The 17,763-nt window shown below is 58.1% G+C and carries 11 protein-coding genes and 1 pseudogene; 7 read left to right on the forward strand and 5 right to left on the reverse strand.

What is annotated here, in order from left to right:
- Positions 1 to 23: 23 nt before the first annotated feature.
- From degS to zapG, 3 genes are all read right to left on the reverse strand, one after another.
- Positions 24 to 1,088 carry an outer membrane-stress sensor serine endopeptidase DegS gene (gene degS / locus CINSTRO3249_RS00970; protein ID WP_074011796.1) on the reverse strand — a complete coding sequence of 355 codons (1,065 nt, stop codon included), beginning with the start codon at positions 1,086 to 1,088 and terminating at the stop codon, positions 24 to 26.
- An 86-nt stretch (positions 1,089 to 1,174) separates the two neighbouring features.
- Complete coding sequence (gene degQ, locus CINSTRO3249_RS00975; protein ID WP_074011797.1) at positions 1,175 to 2,545, reverse strand: serine endoprotease DegQ; 1,371 nt, start codon at positions 2,543 to 2,545, stop codon at positions 1,175 to 1,177.
- A gap of 141 nt (positions 2,546 to 2,686) precedes the next feature.
- The gene (gene zapG, locus CINSTRO3249_RS00980) at positions 2,687 to 3,091 is read right to left on the reverse strand and encodes a Z-ring associated protein ZapG (RefSeq protein WP_074011798.1); all 405 of its coding nucleotides are present in this window, start codon (positions 3,089 to 3,091) and stop codon (positions 2,687 to 2,689) included.
- A 213-nt stretch (positions 3,092 to 3,304) separates the two neighbouring features.
- On the opposite strand from zapG, the gene zapE reads away from it, so the two are divergent.
- The 5 genes from zapE (at position 3,305) to sspB (ending at position 6,977) form a co-directional block, all read left to right on the forward strand.
- On the forward strand, positions 3,305 to 4,426 hold the full coding sequence (gene zapE / locus CINSTRO3249_RS00985) for a cell division protein ZapE (protein WP_074011817.1): 1,122 nt from the start codon (positions 3,305 to 3,307) through the stop codon (positions 4,424 to 4,426).
- A gap of 244 nt (positions 4,427 to 4,670) precedes the next feature.
- The gene (gene rplM / locus CINSTRO3249_RS00990; RefSeq protein ID WP_074011799.1) at positions 4,671 to 5,099 is read left to right on the forward strand and encodes a 50S ribosomal protein L13; all 429 of its coding nucleotides are present in this window, start codon (positions 4,671 to 4,673) and stop codon (positions 5,097 to 5,099) included.
- A gap of 15 nt (positions 5,100 to 5,114) precedes the next feature.
- Positions 5,115 to 5,507: a 30S ribosomal protein S9 gene (rpsI, locus tag CINSTRO3249_RS00995; RefSeq protein ID WP_011410081.1), complete on the forward strand. Its 393-nt coding sequence runs from the start codon at positions 5,115 to 5,117 to the stop codon at positions 5,505 to 5,507.
- 323 nt (positions 5,508 to 5,830) lie between these two features.
- Positions 5,831 to 6,472: a stringent starvation protein SspA gene (sspA, locus tag CINSTRO3249_RS01000; protein WP_074011800.1), complete on the forward strand. Its 642-nt coding sequence runs from the start codon at positions 5,831 to 5,833 to the stop codon at positions 6,470 to 6,472.
- Positions 6,473 to 6,476: 4 nt separating this feature from the next.
- Positions 6,477 to 6,977 (forward strand): ClpXP protease specificity-enhancing factor, encoded by a 501-nt coding sequence (gene sspB, locus CINSTRO3249_RS01005; RefSeq protein WP_074011801.1) that lies wholly within the window; start codon positions 6,477 to 6,479, stop codon positions 6,975 to 6,977.
- 200 nt (positions 6,978 to 7,177) lie between these two features.
- On the opposite strand, the gene CINSTRO3249_RS01010 is transcribed toward sspB, so the two are convergent.
- Together CINSTRO3249_RS01010 and gltB are read right to left on the reverse strand one after the other, a co-directional pair.
- On the reverse strand, positions 7,178 to 8,596 hold the full coding sequence (locus CINSTRO3249_RS01010; RefSeq protein WP_074011818.1) for a glutamate synthase small subunit: 1,419 nt from the start codon (positions 8,594 to 8,596) through the stop codon (positions 7,178 to 7,180).
- A 10-nt stretch (positions 8,597 to 8,606) separates the two neighbouring features.
- Positions 8,607 to 13,067, reverse strand: coding sequence for a glutamate synthase large subunit (gltB, locus tag CINSTRO3249_RS01015; RefSeq protein ID WP_074011802.1), 4,461 nt, complete (start codon positions 13,065 to 13,067; stop codon positions 8,607 to 8,609).
- A gap of 690 nt (positions 13,068 to 13,757) precedes the next feature.
- Here gltB and CINSTRO3249_RS01020 point away from each other — a divergent pair.
- Both CINSTRO3249_RS01020 and arcB read left to right on the forward strand, forming a co-directional pair.
- The gene (locus CINSTRO3249_RS01020; protein WP_074011803.1) at positions 13,758 to 14,699 is read left to right on the forward strand and encodes a tRNA modification radical SAM protein MnmL/YtqA; all 942 of its coding nucleotides are present in this window, start codon (positions 13,758 to 13,760) and stop codon (positions 14,697 to 14,699) included.
- Positions 14,700 to 15,218: 519 nt separating this feature from the next.
- Positions 15,219 to 17,566: pseudogene (arcB, locus tag CINSTRO3249_RS01025) on the forward strand (aerobic respiration two-component sensor histidine kinase ArcB).
- Positions 17,567 to 17,763 lie beyond the last annotated feature (197 nt).

Consider the following 17,763-nt stretch of genomic DNA (forward strand, 5'->3'; position numbering starts at 1 on the left):
GGCACTGTCGCGGACACGGCAGGTTAATTCGAGGCCGGGTATTCCTGGATAGTGACTTCCACCGTCAATTTCTTGCCGTTGCGCAGGATCTCTACCGGAATGCGTGAGCCGGGACGAATTTCCGCCACCTGATCCATCGTTTCAATGGCGGAGATGGCCGGCTTGTGATTGACGCTCAGGATCACATCCTCAACCTGAATGCCGGCTTGCGCCGCCGGGCCGCCGGGGGTCACTTCGTTGACGATGATCCCCTGTATACGATCGAGGCCGCCGCCGTTATGCATCGGCGCCACTTCACGGCCGCCGATACCGATATAACCGCGGATCACCCGACCATCGCGAATCAGCTTGTTCATCACCTTGGTGGCCAGCGCGGTGGGAATGGCAAAACCGATGCCTTCCGGCGTCTCGCCGTTGTTGCTCTTATCGAACGACAGGGTATTGATGCCCACCAACTCACCCAACGTGTTAATCAGCGCCCCGCCGGAGTTGCCGTGATTGATGGACGCGTCGGTCTGCAGGAAATTTTGCCGCCCGGATGGACTCAGACCAATGCGGCCGGTGGCGCTGATAATGCCCTGGGTAATGGTCTGTCCCAAATTATAGGGGTTGCCGATCGCCATCACCACGTCGCCGATGTGAGGCTGACGGTTGGGATTGATAGGGATCACCGGCAGGTTGCTGGCATCAATTTTCAGTACCGCCAGATCGGTCAGGCTGTCCGAACCGACCAGCAGCGCTTCAAATACCCGGCCATCCTGCAGCGCGACGATGATCTGCTCGGCGTCGTTAATGACATGCTTGTTGGTCAGCAAATAGCCTTTCTGATTCATAATCACGCCGGAACCCAGCGTGCGGATTTCCAGCTGATTATGGGCGCTGCTGTTCATGCTGCGGTTATAGACATACACCACCGCCGGCGCGGCGCGGCGTACTCCCTGATTGTAACTGACGGGCTGTTCGCTATCGCTATTATCGGCGGGGTGCAATAACTGGCCGGTCGTGGAGCGAAGCGTAGGCACCAGTACCAGCAGCAGGGCTGCGACAATGAAACCGATTATCACGGCACGAAGCAACTTTAGGAGCATGAGACTCGCAGGGGTAGTGGAAAATAGCGGCAGGATAGCACGAGTTAAACGGACACCGCAGCGCCGGCGTCCGTTTTTTTAAATGCTTAGCGCAATAACAGGAAAATCCTCTCGTCGCCGCGCACGATTTTCAGCGCCATCACCGTCGGTTTGGCCTCCAGCACTTTGCGTAGCTGCGCGACGCTTTGTACCGATTCAAGGTTCAGAGCGACGATCACATCGCCTTTTTGCAGACCGATTGCGGCGGCGGGGGAGTCTTTTACCACCTCTTCCACCTTAGCGCCCTTGGTGCCGTCTTTCGACTGACCATTGCTGAGGGAAGCCCCCTGCAGCGCCGGGGTGAGGATCTCTTCGCTGGTGGTGGCGGATGAACTGTCATCCAGAACCACCGAGGCCGTTTGCGGCTTGCCGTCGCGCAGCAGGCCAAGCTTGACGGTTTTACCGGGTGCGGTAGTCCCGACCTTGACCCGCAGTTCGGCGAAACTCAGAATCGGCTTGCCTTCCACCGAAACAATGATATCGCCGGCTTTGATACCGGCCTTGGCGGCGGCGGAATTCGGCAGCACTTCGCTGACGAAGGCGCCACGCTGAGCATCGGTATTGAAGGCTTTGGCAATATCGGCGGTCAGCTCGGTGCCCTTGATGCCCAATTGGCCACGTTTGACTTCGCCAAATTCAATTAATTGCTGACTCAAGTTTTTGACGATATTGCTGGGGATAGCGAAACCGATACCGATGTTACCGCCCCCCGGCGCCAGAATGGCAGTATTGATACCAATCAGCTCGCCGTTGAGATTGACCAGCGCGCCGCCGGAATTGCCGCGGTTAATGGACGCGTCGGTCTGGATGAAGTTTTCCAGGCCTTCCAGATTGAGGCCGCTGCGGCCCAGCGCGGAAACAATCCCGGACGTGGCGGTCTGGCCGAGACCGAATGGGTTGCCCACCGCGATGGCAAAATCGCCGACTTTCAGGGTATCGGAGTCGGCCATGGTCACCTCGCTGAGGTTTTTCGGCGCCGGCAGCTGCAATAGCGCCAGATCGGTCTGCTCATCGTGCCCGACCAGTTTGGCATCGAACTCACGGCCGTCATTAAGCTGCACTTTGATCTTATCCGCGCCGTTGACCACATGATTGTTGGTGATCACATAGCCTTTCGCGGCGTTGATGATGACCCCCGAACCCAACCCTTCAAACGGGCGCGTTCCAGCGGTGCCCCCCGGGGTGTCGGGCCCGAAGAAGTATTTGAACTCCTTGGGCAGCGCGGGACGTCGGACCTGCTGGGAGCCTTCGACGTGAACGCTTACTACCGCTGGCAGAACTTTAGTCAGCATGGGCGCCAGGCTTGGCATGGATTGCCCCGCCACTTCGGCCGGCAGCGCCGCCCGCGACGCCGCAAAGGGAATCAGGCTCAGCCCGATGCTGAGTGCCAGTGCGCTGAAGAGTGGTGTCGTTTTCATTGTAACCTTAACTCGCTCGTTTTCGTATCAGATACCCTGGTCCAGGCACCCGGTGACGGCATCATAATCGCCACTATGACCCTGCCGGGCGGGGAAAAGTTCAGCCCGTGGGGGCGCCGGCGCACCCACGGGTTGGGGACGCTATTTGCGCAGGCCACGCGTCGTGCGCAGTAAGCCGCTGGCGCTTTCCGGGTAATCCCGCGGTTGCATTTCCGCCGGAATTTGATCGTTGTCCGCTTCCGCCTCGGTGATGCGATAGCGGAACGGATTATCCTCGCTGCGCTGATCCGGCAGTAGGCTATTAGAGCTCTTGGCCATATGTTGATAGAGCTGACGGTAATCGTCGGCCATATTGTCCAGCAATTCTGCGCTGCGGGCGAAATGGCTGGTCAGCTCTTGACGATACTCGTCCAGCTCGGCTTTGCTTTTCTCCAGCTCGTGCTGAAGCGTTTGCTGCTGACGCAGCTTACGGTTACCGAAACGCATGGCGACCGCACCGATGATAATGCCCACCACCAATCCGATCAGCGCATATTCCCAGGTCATAATGACTCCTATTTTTGACTTCGTTGTCCCGTAGGGTTTACTACACAGCTAGCTTCACTATAACCGCTAACGCGCCATCAGTGGAACCGGAGAGTGTGACGACGGGTTACCAGCCGGGGCGCCGGGCTATTGTGTTCGACCGCGCCGCTGTTTAGGATGTGCGGCACGCGCTTTTTTTTAACCTTTCATTTTCATTCAGGGAACGTCAGCCACATGCAAGCCACTTCGCCGTTGTCCCTTTATCAGCAGATGCTGGCGCAAGGGGAATATCAACCCGATGACGTCCAGGCCGCCGCCATCGCCCGTTTGGACCACATTCACCAGCAGTTGAGCGCGGCGCAAACCGCCGCCAGCGCCCCATCGGGCCTGCTCGGCCGGCTGGGCAAAAGCGAGTGCGCAACCGACGAACCGGTCCCGGGTTTATATATGTGGGGCGGGGTGGGCAGAGGCAAGACCTGGCTGATGGATTTATTTTACCGCAGCCTGCCCGGTGAGCGTAAACTGCGGCTGCATTTCCACCGCTTTATGCTGCGGGTGCATGAGGAGATGACCCGTCTGCAGGGCCACCAGGATCCGCTGGAGATCATTGCCGACGGCTTTAAGGCCGAAACCGACGTGCTCTGTTTCGACGAGTTCTTCGTGACCGATATTACCGACGCGATGCTGCTTGGCACCCTGATGCAGGCGCTGTTTGCGCGCGGAATCACGCTGGTGGCCACCTCCAATATTCCACCGGACGACCTTTACCGCAACGGCCTGCAGCGCGCGCGTTTTCTGCCGGCCATTGAACTTATCAAACGCCACTGCGCGGTCATGAATGTGGATGCCGGCATTGATTACCGCCTGCGCACCCTGACGCAGGCCAATTTGTGGCTCACCCCCCTCGGTAACGAGACCGACCGGGCGATGGCGCGGATGTTCAGCGCGCTGGCGGGGAAACACCTCGCCCTGGACGGCGATGCGCCGGCGCTGGAAGTCAATCATCGCCCGCTGCCGACTTTAGGCGTGACCGATGGCGTGGTGGCGTTGGATTTCGCCGAATTATGCGGCGGCGCGCGCAGCCAAAACGACTATATCGTGCTCTCCGAACGCTTTCACAGCGTTCTGCTGCATAATGTGCAGCCGATGGGCGGCGATCAGGAGAATACCGCCCGCCGCTTTTTGGCGCTGGTGGATGAGTTCTACGAACGCCACGTCAAGCTGGTGGTCGGCGCCAGCGTGCCGATGTCGGCGTTATATCAGGGGCAGCTGCTGCGCTTTGAGTATCAGCGCTGCCTGTCGCGTTTGCAGGAGATGCAGAGCGAGGAGTATCTGAGACTGGCGCATCAGCCTTAGCAAGGCGTCTCAGGCTGGCGCATCAGCCCTGATGGCGTAAAAAAGGGTCGATCTTTGCGGTCGACTTCTCTATAATCTTGCGACCCCACGTTACATTGAGGTTTTTTCCCAAAACTTCAATTGCGCCAGCAACGGCTACTCGAAGGGGTAGGTTTGCTGGACTGAAAGCCGTGTGAGCCTCATAACTGTTCATTGAAGCGTTTGGGTGTTCACCAACGTGTAACTTAAATTGGGTAAGCTTTTAATGAAAACTTTTACAGCAAAGCCGGAAACGGTCAAACGTGACTGGTATGTTGTCGACGCCGAAGGGAAAACCCTTGGCCGTCTTGCTACCGAACTGGCTCGTCGTCTGCGCGGCAAGCATAAAGCGGAATATACGCCGCATGTGGATACTGGTGATTATCTTATCGTTTTGAACGCTGACAAAGTGGCCGTTACCGGCAACAAGCGTAACGACAAGATTTACTATCATTACACCGGTCACGTCGGTGGTATCAAACAAGCGACCTTTGAAGAGATGATTGCCCGCCGCCCTGAGCGTGTGATTGAAATCGCGGTTAAAGGCATGCTGCCAAAAGGCCCGCTGGGTCGTGCTATGTTCCGTAAACTGAAAGTTTACGCCGGTACCGAGCACAACCACGCGGCACAGCAACCGCAAGTTCTGGACAATTAATCGGGATTATAGGCAATGGCTGAAAATCAATATTACGGCACTGGTCGCCGCAAAAGTTCTTCCGCTCGCGTCTTCGTTAAGGCGGGCAGCGGCAACATCGTTATTAACCAGCGTAGTCTGGATCAGTACTTCGGTCGTGAAACCGCCCGCATGGTGGTTCGTCAGCCGCTGGAACTGGTCGACATGGTGGGTAAACTGGATCTGTACATCACCGTTAAGGGTGGCGGCATCTCCGGTCAGGCAGGCGCCATTCGCCACGGTATTACCCGTGCGCTGATGGAATATGACGAAACGCTGCGCGCCGATCTGCGCAAAGCCGGTTTCGTTACTCGTGACGCCCGTCAGGTTGAACGTAAGAAAGTCGGTCTGCGTAAAGCACGCCGTCGTCCGCAGTTCTCCAAACGTTAATTTCGCAGTATTCACTGCAACAAAAAGCCCGGGACCCGTCCGGGCTTTTTTATTTATCGCGTCCTGACCCGCCTGGAATATCAACCGCAGCCAGTTATTCACGCTGATTTGCCATATCGTGCCCCACAAAACAGGCAAAATCTGATAAACTAGCCAACGCTTATATGCCTGTTTACTTGGCTGGCGTTTTGTTTACCGGCTGCAAGCTTTCCGGCTCCGGTTGCAGCGGGCAAAGTGGCTACGGGTCAACGGCGGACAAATCAGGAAAATAACCCTGGGTTAGGGTTATTCGCGGTATTTTCTCAATAAACTTGGAGGTTTTCATGGCTGTCGCTGCCAACAAACGTTCGGTGATGACGCTGTTTTCCGGCACGACCGACATTTTCAGCCATCAAGTGCGCATCGTGCTGGCGGAAAAAGGGGTGAGTGTCGAAATTGAGCAGGTTGAGATGGATAATCTGCCGCAGGACCTGATTGACCTTAACCCTTACCGCACCGTGCCGACGCTGGTTGATCGCGAGCTGACGCTTTACGAATCCCGCATTATCATGGAATACCTGGATGAACGGTTTCCTCATCCGCCGCTGATGCCGGTTTATCCGGTGGCGCGTGGTACCAGCCGCCTGATGATGCACCGCATCGAGAACGATTGGTATACGCTGATGCGCAAAATCGAGCAAAGCAGCGGCGGCGAAGCGGACAACGCCCGCCGTCAGCTGCGCGAGGAACTGCTGGCGGTGGCGCCGGTGTTCAACGAAGCGCCGTTCTTCATGAGCGAAGAGTTCAGCCTGGTTGATTGCTACCTGGCGCCGCTGCTGTGGCGTTTACCGCAGCTGGGTATTGAACTGGCCGGCGTGGGCGCCAAGGAGCTGAAAGGGTATATGACGCGCGTATTTGAACGCGATGCCTTCCTGGCCTCGCTGACCGAAGCCGAGCGCGAAATGCGCCTGCAGACGCGGGGGTAATGGGATGGAGGTGACTCAGCTCTCGCCGCGCCGACCTTATCTGTTGCGGGCTTTTTACGAATGGCTGCTTGATAATCAGCTGACGCCGCATCTGGTGGTGGATGTCACCGTGGATGGCGTGATGGTGCCGATGGAATTTGCCCGCGACGGGCAAATCGTGCTGAATATTGCGCCGCGCGCCGTAGCAAATCTGGCGCTGGGCAACGACGACGTGCAGTTCAATGCCCGCTTTGGCGGTGTACCGCGGCAGGTAGTCGTGCCGATGGCGGCCGTGTTGGCTATTTACGCGCGCGAAAACGGCGCCGGCACCATGTTCGAGCCCGAAGTGGCCTACGAGCAGCTGGCCGTGGCGGACGACGACAGCGCTAGAGAACCGGCGCCGGAAACCGTCATGTCGGTGATCGATGGCGACCGGCCGGATAATGCACAGGCTGACGACCCCGAGGACGAGCCGCCCACGCCGCCGCGCGGCGGTGGCCGGCCATCATTGCGCGTGGTGAAGTAAGCACCCGCGGCGCCGGGGCGTTTTCGCCGCAGTCGAAACGCTAGCTGAGCTTTACCACAGATATTTGAAAGCCGAACCCGCAGTTCCGGGGCGTTTTCGCGGCAGCCGAAACGCTGCCCGAGCTCTACCCTAGACATTAAAAAGCCGCACCCGGCATCGCCGGGGCGGCTTTTTTTTCGACTCAACCTAGAGAAGTGCGTTTACACTTCCAGATAATCCATGATGCCTTCAGCCGCTTTTCGCCCTTCAGCGATGGCGGTAACCACCAGATCGGAGCCGCGTACCGCGTCACCGCCGGCGAAGATTTTTGGATTGCTGGTCTGGAAGGCGGCCGCGCCGTCTTCCGGCGCCATGATCCGGCCCTGACTGTCCAGCTCGACGCTGAAATCGGCCAGCCAGCTCATCGCGTGCGGGCGGAAACCGAAGGCGACGACCACCGCATCGGCATCAAGAATATGCTCGGAGCCGGCGACGATTTCCGCGCGGCGACGGCCATGGGCATCCGGCGCGCCCATAGCGGTACGCACCATCTTCACGCCGCACACCCGGCCATCGGCACCCACTTCGATGCTTACCGGCTGCAGATTGAACATGAATTCCACCCCTTCCTCGCGCGAGTTCTTCACTTCCCGGCGCGATCCCGGCATGTTTTCCTCGTCGCGGCGATAGGCGCAGATAACCCGGCTGGCGCCGTGGCGAATCGAGGTGCGCACACAGTCCATGGCGGTATCGCCGCCGCCCAGCACCACCACGCGCTTGCCGCTCATGTTGACGTAGGGCGCATCAATGGGGTTACCAAAGCCCATCAGCTCGCGGGTATTGGCGACCAGAAACGGCAAGGCGTCATATACGCCGGGCGCGTCCTCGTTATCGAGCCCGCCGCGCATGGATTGATAAGTGCCGACGCCCAGAAAGACCGCATCGTATTCCCCCAGCAAATCGCTGAGCTGCACATCTCTCCCGATTTCGGTATTCAAACGGAACTCGATGCCCATTTCGCTGAAGATCTCGCGGCGCTTGATCATCACCTCTTTCTCAAGCTTGAAGGCGGGGATACCGAAAGTCAGCAGACCGCCGATTTCGGGGTGACGGTCAAAGACCACCGCCTGCACGCCGTTGCGCGCCAGAACATCAGCGCAGGCCAGCCCCGCCGGACCGGCGCCGATAATGGCTACCCGCTTGCCGGTGGCAACGACGTTGGCGACGCTCGGTTTCCAGCCCATCTCAATGGCTTTATCGTTAATATAACGCTCGATATTACCGATGGTGACGGCGCCGAATTCATCGTTCAGGGTGCAGGAACCCTCGCACAGGCGGTCCTGCGGGCAAACCCGGCCGCACACTTCCGGCAGACTGTTGGTCTGGTGGGACAGTTCGGCCGCTTCGATAATCCGTCCCTCGTTGGCAAGCTTCAGCCAGTTGGGAATGTAGTTATGGACCGGACATTTCCATTCACAGTAAGGGTTGCCGCAGGAAAGACAGCGGTCCGCCTGCGCTTTGGACTGCGAGTCGGAGAACGGCTCGTAGATTTCCACAAATTCAATTTTACGCACCTTCAGCGGCTTTTTCGGCGGATCCACACGCTGCAGGTCAATAAATTGATAGACATTTTGACTCATCATTAACCTCTTACTGCGCTTGCACGCGCAATTCTGCCGCGGAGCGGCTGCGGTGGCCCAACAACGCTTTCACATCGCTCGATTTTGGTTTCACCAGCGCGAAGCGACCCGCCCAGGCCGGCCAATCGGCCAGTAGCTCCTCGCCGCGGTGCGAGCCGGTCAAATGAACGTGCTCGGTAATCAGCCCGCGCAGGTGCTCTTCGTGAATGGCCAAATCCGCCACGGCTAACACTTCCACCAGCTCAGGATTCACACGTTTGCCGAAATCGCCATGTTCATCAAGCACGTAAGCAAAACCGCCGGTCATGCCCGCGCCGAAGTTGACGCCGGTACGGCCTAGCACACATACGATGCCGCCGGTCATATATTCACAGCCGTTGTCGCCCACGCCTTCCACTACCGTGATGGCGCCGGAGTTACGTACCGCGAAACGCTCACCGGCCCGGCCCGCCGCAAATAGCTTGCCGCCGGTGGCGCCATACAGGCAGGTATTGCCAATGATCGTCGCCTCGTGACTCAAGAACGCCGAACCGACCGGCGGCCGCACCACGATGCTGCCGCCCGCCATGCCCTTACCGACGTAATCGTTGGCGTCGCCGGTCAGCGTCAGTTCCACGCCGCCGGCGTTCCAAACGCCGAAGCTTTGGCCGGCGGTACCGGTAAAGTGCGCTTTGATCGGATCCGCGGACAGCCCCTGATCGCCGTGAATGTCGGCAATGGCGCCCGACAGCGACGCGCCTACCGAACGATCGGTGTTATGAATATCGAAGTAAAAGGTTTTGCTTTGGCGCGCGTCGACATAAGGCATCGCCTGTTGCAGCAAGCTCTTATTCATCGAGCCCGGATCAAACGGCGGGTTGCGCTCCTCGGTGCAATACAGCGCCTTGCCCGGGTGCGGTGTGGCGGTGGCGAGCAGCGGCGCCAGATCCAGCTTATTCTGCCGGGCGGTGATGCCATCGAGCTCGCACAGCAGATCGGTGCGGCCTATCAGATCCACCAGACGGGTCACGCCCAGCTCCGCCATAAGTTCGCGGGTTTCCTGCGCGATAAAGTGGAAATAATTGGTCACGCGTTCCGGCAGCCCGTGGTAATGATCGCGGCGCAGCTTTTCGTCCTGGGTCGCAACGCCGGTGGCGCAGTTATTGAGGTGGCAAATGCGCAGATATTTGCAGCCCAGCGCCACCATCGGTCCGGTGCCGAAACCGAAACTTTCAGCGCCGAGGATGGCCGCTTTGATGATGTCCTGTCCGGTTTTCAGGCCGCCGTCCACCTGCAGGCGGATTTTATGGCGTAGTCCGTTTGCCACCAGCGCTTGCTGGGTTTCCACCAAACCCAATTCCCAGGGCGAGCCGGCGTATTTTACCGAGGAGAGCGGGCTGGCGCCGGTACCGCCGTCGTAGCCGGCGATGGTTATCAAATCCGCATAGGCTTTGGCCACGCCGGTGGCGATGGTGCCGACACCGGGTTCGGACACCAGCTTGACCGAAATCAGCGCCTTGGCATTGACCTGTTTGAGGTCGAATATCAGCTGCGCCAGATCTTCTATCGAGTAGATATCGTGGTGCGGCGGCGGCGAAATCAGCGTGACGCCGGGCACCGAATAACGCAGGCGCGCGATATAGGGGGTGACTTTATCCCCCGGCAGCTGGCCGCCTTCGCCGGGCTTGGCGCCCTGCGCTACCTTAATCTGAATGACGTCGGCATTGACCAGATAAGCTGGCGTCACGCCGAAGCGGCCGGAGGCCACCTGTTTTATACGCGACACTTTATCGGTACGGTAGCGGGCCGGATCTTCACCGCCCTCGCCGGAGTTGGAGAAGCCGCCCAGCCCGTTCATCGCCTGGGCCAGCGACTCATGGGCCTCCGGGCTGAGTGCGCCGATGGACATGGCGGCGGTATCGAATCGCTTATACAGATGCTCCGCCGGCTCTACCTGATCCAGCGCCACCGCCTGGCCGTTGGGTTTTAACTGCAGCAGATCCCGCAGCGTCGCGACCGGGCGCTGATTGACCAGATCGGCATACTGGCGATAGTCCTGCCTATCGCCGCTGTGCACCGCCTGTTGCAGGGTGCTCACCACATCGGGGTTATAGGCGTGGTACTCGCCGCCGTGGACATATTTAAGCAGCCCGCCCTGATCAAGCGCTTTGCGCTTCAGCCACGCCCGTTTTGACAGGTTCAGTAAATCAAGCTCGAAATCGCTAAAGCTGGCGCCGCCGATGCGGCTGACCACGCCCTGGAAGCACAGATCGGTCAGATCGCGATGCAGGCCGACCGCCTCGAACAGCTTCGAGCAACGGTATGAGGCGACGGTCGAAATGCCCATTTTGGACATGATCTTGTACAGCCCCTTATTGATGCCGTTGCGGAAGTTCAGCATCACCGTGCGGTAATCTTTATCGATGGTGCCGTTATCCACCATGCCGGCCAGACTTTCATAAGCCAGGAACGGATAAATCGCGGTGGCGCCAAAGCCCAGCAGCACCGCAAAGTGATGCGGATCGCGGGCGCTGGCGGTTTCCACGATCAGGTTGGCATCGCAGCGCAGGTTTTTTTCCACCAGGCGGGTATGGATGGCGCCCACCGCCATCGGCGCCGGTACCGGTATGCGGCCCGGGGCGATAGCCCGGTCGGTCAACACCAGCAGCACCGTGCCCTGGCGCACCATTTCTTCGGCGCGGTCGCACAAGCTCAGCATGGTGTCATGTAGACTCGCCTGCGCCGGCTCAAAGGTGATATCCAGTTTATTGGCGCGATAATGATCGCCGGCCTGGGTGGTGAGCTGGGTAAAGTCGGAATACAGCAATATCGGCGATTTAAACGCCAACCGGTACGCCTGGCCTTCCGCTTCGCTAAAAACATTCATTTCGCGACCGATACAGGTGGCCAACGACATGACGTGGGCCTCACGCAGCGAATCGATAGGCGGGTTGGTCACCTGGGCGAACTGCTGGCGGAAATAGTCATAGATGACCCGCGGCCGGCTGGAGAGCACGGCAAACGGTGTATCGTCGCCCATTGAGCCGGTAGCTTCCTGACCGTTTTCCCCCAGCACGCGGACGATGGCGTCAAGCTCTTCAAAGGTATAGCCAAACTGTTTTTGGTAGCTGGACAGCAGATCATTATCCAACGCGCGGAAGCCGACCTGGTCGTCCGGCAAATCCTCGAACGGCGTCAGGCGGCGCACATTGCGCTCCATCCACTCTTTGTACGGGTGGCGGCTTTTCAGATCGTTATCGGTTTCCGCCGAATGCAGAATGCGCCCGCTGGTGGTGTCTATCACCATCAATTCCCCGGGGCCGACGCGGCCTTTTTCCACCACTTCGTCCGGCTGGTAATCCCATATGCCTATCTCGGAGGCGCAGGTGATAAGCTTATCCGTCGTAATAACGTAGCGTGCCGGACGCAGGCCGTTGCGATCCAGGTTACAGGCGGCGAAGCGACCGTCGGACATCACCAGGCCGGCCGGACCGTCCCAGGGCTCCATATGCATCGAGTTAAAATCGAAGAAAGCGCGCAGCTCCGGATCCATGTTGGGGTTGTTCTGCCAGGCGGGCGGCACCAGCAGGCGCATGGCGCGGATGAGATCCATGCCGCCGCTTAAAAACAGCTCCAGCATATTATCCAGCGAGCTGGAATCCGAGCCGGTTTCATTGACAAACGGCGCGGCGTCCTGCAAATCGGGGATCAACGGAGTTTTCAGTTTGTAAGCGCGCGCGCGCGCCCATTGCCGGTTACCGGTAATGGTATTGATTTCGCCGTTATGGGCCAGATAACGGAACGGCTGGGCCAGCGGCCAGCGTGGGACGGTATTGGTCGAAAAGCGCTGGTGGAACAGGCAAATGGCCGATTCCAGACGTAAATCCGCCAAATCCAGGTAAAAGCGCGGCAGGTCTGCCGGCATGCACAGCCCTTTATAGACGGTCACCAGATTGGACAGGCTGCACACATAGAAGCTGTCGTCGGTGACCCGCTTTTCAATACGACGGCGCGCCACATACAGGCGACGTTCCATATCGCGCGGACGCCAGCCGGCGGGGGCGTTGACAAAAATTTGTTCGATGCGCGGCAGCGAAGACAGCGCGATATCGCCCAGCACATCAGCATTAATGGGGACTTCACGCCAGCCGGCGATGGACAGCGTCTCGTTTTGCATCTCTTCTTCGACGATGCGGCGGCTGGCGCGGGCTTCTTCTTCGTCCTGACTCAAAAACATCATGCCGACGGCGTAATTTTTCGCCAGCCGCCAGCCGCGCTCCTGCGCCACCATACGATAGAAGCGGTCGGGTTTTTGCAATAGCAAACCGCAGCCGTCACCGGTCTTACCGTCGGCCAGGATCGCGCCACGATGCTGCATGCGGGCCAGCGCATGAATGGCGGTGCGTACGACTTTATGGCTGGGCTCGCCCTCTATGTGGGCAATCAGGCCGAAGCCACAGTTGTCCTTCTCGTGCGTAGTATCGTACAACATATCGTGAACCTCCCCAGGCTCCAGCTAACTCACACAACCTGCTGCGAGGAGGCGAATCGGTATGGAACGGCAGCGGATGGCAGGATGAAACCATCTCTGCGCTCTGCTGTGCCGCTCTCACTCAATACCTCTCGTGGCGGTCAGACACTGATAAACGACTAGTATTAAGAAGGAGTCTTCAATAACTGCATAAATATGACGAGTCGTTGCCCCGTCAGGATTTCTTCCAGCGGCCTTCCAAATTAACGATAATCACCACGCAGGTCAAATATCCATGTAAAGGGCGGTGATAAGGGAAATTTATGGATTAACTATTTGATAAATAATAATAAATAGTGCTTTTTACTCCCTTTGCAGGGGGGTGAAGGGGGGGGAGTGATGCAATGTCTCACTATAGTGCAGCGTCGTCATCTCTGCACCATGCTAGTGCTCGGTGTTTTTTTAGCATGATATTCTGCTATACGAATTTTTTCCGATGCATGACACTGTATTACAGGATTAGTGCGCTTTTGAATGAATCATAGGGGTGGAATAAGAATTATTAATCCAGGGTAAAATGATTTAATTATCGATTTCAATGCATAATTATGCCGATATTGTGAGTCCGGCAGGGTAATTGATCCCGGTCAGCCTTTGGCGGTGGGAAAAAGCGTAAGCTGCGGGGCGATAAAAACACCGGATCCCTAGACTATGCAGTTACACCAATTAGTCAATATGTTTGGCAACGATCTTCAACGTCGCTACGGCGAGAAGATCCATAAACTCAGCCTGCACGGCGGGTTTAGCTGCCCTAACCGCGACGGCACGCGGGGACGCGGGGGCTGTACATTTTGCAATGTCGCGGCGTTTAGCGATCCTGCGCGGCAGGATTATCCTGTGGCCGAACAGCTTGCCGGCCAGAGGGCGGGCGTAGATCGCGCCAAACGCTATCTGGCTTACTTCCAGGCCTATACCAGTACTTATGCAGAAGTGCAGGTGTTGGACCGTCTGTATCGACAGGCGCTAGGCCAGACCCAAATTGCCGGCTTATGCGTCGGGACCCGACCGGACTGCGTGCCCGCCTCAGTGCTGGATCTTCTGGCCGGTTACCGCGATAGAGGGTATGAAATTTGGCTGGAGCTGGGACTACAGAGCGCACAGGATAAAACCCTGCGGCGCATCAACCGTGGCCATGATTATGCCTGTTACCAACGCACCGTCGCGCAGGCGCAGGCGCGCGGGCTGAAAGTCTGCACGCACCTTATTGTCGGTTTGCCCGGCGAAGACGCGACGGCGTGCCTCGACACCCTTAACAAGGTGGTGGCGGAGGGCGTGACGGGCCTGAAATTGCATCCGCTACATATTGTTGATGGCAGCATACTTGCGCGCGCATGGCGGGCGGGCAGGCTGACGACGCTGACGCTGGATGCCTATGCCGCCATCGCCGGCGAAATGATCCGCCATACGCCGCCCGACATCATTTTTCATCGGGTGTCCGCCAATGCCCGCCGTCCCGTGCTGCTTGCGCCACAGTGGTGCGAGAACCGATGGCATGGCATGCTGGCCGTCTACCACTACCTGCAGCAACGGGGACCGCAGGGGAGCGCCCTCGGCAGACCCTGGCGGCTCCCGGTTGCCGAAGACCATGCGTGATCTCTTGCTATTACTCATGCAGATTCTGTTGAGCACCCATGAGCCGCTCGTACGGCTGCTTTGCCGCCTGTGCCGCGCGCTGCTGCCGGCGCCGCGTCATGCACAGACGCCGCGCCAATACTTGCGCCCTATCATGGGTTAATACCCCGTCAGTAGCATGCGCCCGGCCTGAGCCGGCACCGCGCCGATAGCTTGCGTCCGGCCTCAGCCAACACTGCGCCGCTAGCTTGCGCCCGGCCTCAGCCAACACTACGCCGATAGCTTGCACCCGGCCTGAGCCGGCACCGCGCCGATAGCTTGTGCCCGGCCTCAGCAATCACCGCGTCGATAGCTTGCGCCATAGTCCAGGCAGACGCTGCGCCCGGGTCCGGCATCCAGGCATCACCGGCCTTGCCGCAGCCCCACGTACGCTTTCGCCGCCACGGGCGGTTGCGCCAACGACGGCAGCGGCGCACACGGACTGGTTCAGTGGGAAATATTTACGGTATGATTCAACTATTGTCCTTAAAGGAATCTCTCATGAAGCAAATTCGCCTGCTGGCCCAATACTACGTCGATCTGATGGTGAAGCTCGGTCTGGTGCGCTTCTCCCTGCTGCTGGCCTCGGCGCTGGTGGTGCTGGCGATGATCGTGCAGATGGCGGTCACCATGGTGCTCAGGGGCGAGGTGGAGAATATCGATGTGGTGCGCTCAATCTTCTTTGGCCTGTTAATCACCCCGTGGGCGGTCTATTTCCTGTCGGTGGTGGTGGAGCAGCTTGAGACGTCACGCCAGCGGCTGTCGCGCCTGGTGGATAAACTGCAGGAGATGCGTAACCGCGATTTACAGCTCAACGCCCAATTGCAAAATAACATCGCCCAGCTCAATCAGGAGATGGCAGATCGTGAAAATGCCGAAGAGGCGCGGCGCCGGGCAATGGAAAAGTTGACCGAAGAAATGGCGCGGCGCGAACAGGCGCAAATTGAGCTTGAACAACAATCATCGCTGCTGCGCTCTTTCCTCGATGCATCGCCGGACCTGGTGTACTACCGTAATGAAAACAAAGAGTTCTCCGGCTGTAACCGCGCCACGGAGCTGCTGACCGGCAAAAGTGAAAAACAGCTGGTGGGGTTGACGCCGCGCGATGTTTATTCCCCGGATATTGCCGAAAAGGTGATCGAAACCGATGAAAAGGTGTTTCGCCATAATGTCTCGCTCACCTATGAGCAATGGCTGGAATACCCCGACGGTCGCAAAGCCTGTTTTGAGCTGCGTAAAGTGCCGTTTTACGATCGCATCGGCAAGCGCCACGGCCTAATGGGCTTTGGTCGCGATATTACCGAGCGTAAGCGCTATCAGGACGCGTTGGAAAGCGCCAGCAGGGAGAAAACCACCTTTATCTCAACCATCAGCCACGAGCTGCGTACGCCGCTTAACGGCATCGTGGGTTTAAGCCGTATTTTGCTGGATAGCCGATTGACGCAAGAGCAACACAACTATCTGAAAACCATTCATGTCAGCGCGGTGACCCTGGGCTATATCTTCAACGACATTATCGAAATGGATAAGCTGGAGCGCCGTAAGGTGCGACTGGATAATCAGCCGTTGGATTTCACCGACTTCCTGATGGATCTGGAAAACCTGTCCGGCCTGCTGGTGCAACCGAAGGGGCTGAAACTGGTGATGGCGCCGCGCCAGCCGCTACCCCGCAGTATCATCGCCGACGGCACCCGCCTGCGGCAAATCTTGTGGAACCTTATCGGCAATGCCGTGAAATTCACCCGCCAGGGCGAGATTGTGATTCGTATCTGGCGTGAACAGCCGGACCGTTTATGTTTTGACGTACAGGATTCCGGTATCGGTATTCCCGAAGAGGAGCAAGAGAAAATCTTCGCCATGTACTATCAGGTGAAAGGGCAGCACGGCGGTAAGCCGGCGACCGGTACCGGGATCGGACTGGCGGTATCCAAGCGGCTGGCGCAGGCCATGGGGGGCGATATCACCGTCAGCAGCCTTCCCGGCCAAGGCTCCTGCTTCTCGTTATCAATTGTGGCGCCGGAAGTGGCGCACGAGCCGGAACAGACCGAGGACGAGGAAGAGATGCCGCTGCCGGCGCTGAACGTGTTGCTGGTGGAAGATATTGAACTTAACGTGCTGGTGGCCCGTTCCGTGTTGGAAAAACTCGGCAGCAGCGTGGAGGTCGCGATGACCGGTAAGGACGCGCTGGCGATGTTCGACCCCGACGAGTTTGACCTGGTGCTGCTGGATATCCAATTGCCGGATATGACCGGCCTGGATATCGCCAGCGAACTGAAAATCCGCTATCAGGGACGGCAGATGCCGCCGCTGATTGCCCTAACCGCCAATGTAATGTATTGAAGGATAAGCGGGAATATCTGGCGGCCGGCATGGACGATGTGCTGAGTAAACCCCTGGAGGTCGCGGCGCTCACCCACGTGATAAAGACGTTCTGGGATCATGCCGACAGCGTCGGCGCCGAGGCGCCAACAGTGCAATCCGCAGTGGACAAAAGCCGGCAGGTATTGGACACCGCCATGCTGGAGCAGTACATGGAACTGGTGGGGCCGTCGTTGATTCATCAAAGCCTGGCGATGTTTGAAAAAATGATGCCCGGCTATCTGGCGATCCTTGACTCCAACATGACCGCCCGCGATCGGCAGGGCATTGCGGAGGAGGGGCATAAGATCAAGGGCGCGGCAGGTTCGGTGGGCTTACGCCATTTGCAGCAGTTGGCGCAGCAGATCCAAAGCCCCGAGTTGCCGGCCTGGTGGGATAACGTCCAGGAGTGGATTGATGAGTTGAAGCAGGAATGGCGTCATGATGTGCAAACGTTGCGTGATTGGGTTCAGCAGGTAGAAAAAAAATGACCCCGACTTATGCCGGGGTGCGCGAAGATTGCGCCAACACCAGGGAAACTGACTCCCGCCGCTATTGCTTAACGGCGGTTGAGGGACGGGGAAAAGACGTCACCAGCATTCATGAATAAACCATAGCAAAACAACAGAATAATGTTACAAGATCCATTAAAATTTGGGATGTAATACAGATTTTGTCAATGGAAATA

Source organism: Candidatus Sodalis sp. SoCistrobi, from assembly GCF_900143145.1.
Taxonomy (GTDB): domain Bacteria; phylum Pseudomonadota; class Gammaproteobacteria; order Enterobacterales; family Enterobacteriaceae; genus SoCistrobi.

Excerpts from the sequence above, each read along its gene's own strand:
- degS (WP_074011796.1), bottom strand. The coding sequence starts at position 1,088 with ATGCTCCTAAAGTTGCTTCGTGCCGTGATAATCGGTTTCATTGTCGCA.
- degQ (WP_074011797.1), bottom strand. The coding sequence starts at position 2,545 with ATGAAAACGACACCACTCTTCAGCGCACTGGCACTCAGCATCGGGCTG.
- zapG (WP_074011798.1), bottom strand. The coding sequence starts at position 3,091 with ATGACCTGGGAATATGCGCTGATCGGATTGGTGGTGGGCATTATCATC.
- zapE (WP_074011817.1), top strand. The coding sequence starts at position 3,305 with ATGCAAGCCACTTCGCCGTTGTCCCTTTATCAGCAGATGCTGGCGCAA.
- rplM (WP_074011799.1), top strand. The coding sequence starts at position 4,671 with ATGAAAACTTTTACAGCAAAGCCGGAAACGGTCAAACGTGACTGGTAT.
- rpsI (WP_011410081.1), top strand. The coding sequence starts at position 5,115 with ATGGCTGAAAATCAATATTACGGCACTGGTCGCCGCAAAAGTTCTTCC.
- sspA (WP_074011800.1), top strand. The coding sequence starts at position 5,831 with ATGGCTGTCGCTGCCAACAAACGTTCGGTGATGACGCTGTTTTCCGGC.
- sspB (WP_074011801.1), top strand. The coding sequence starts at position 6,477 with ATGGAGGTGACTCAGCTCTCGCCGCGCCGACCTTATCTGTTGCGGGCT.
- CINSTRO3249_RS01010 (WP_074011818.1), bottom strand. The coding sequence starts at position 8,596 with ATGAGTCAAAATGTCTATCAATTTATTGACCTGCAGCGTGTGGATCCG.
- gltB (WP_074011802.1), bottom strand. The coding sequence starts at position 13,067 with ATGTTGTACGATACTACGCACGAGAAGGACAACTGTGGCTTCGGCCTG.
- CINSTRO3249_RS01020 (WP_074011803.1), top strand. The coding sequence starts at position 13,758 with ATGCAGTTACACCAATTAGTCAATATGTTTGGCAACGATCTTCAACGT.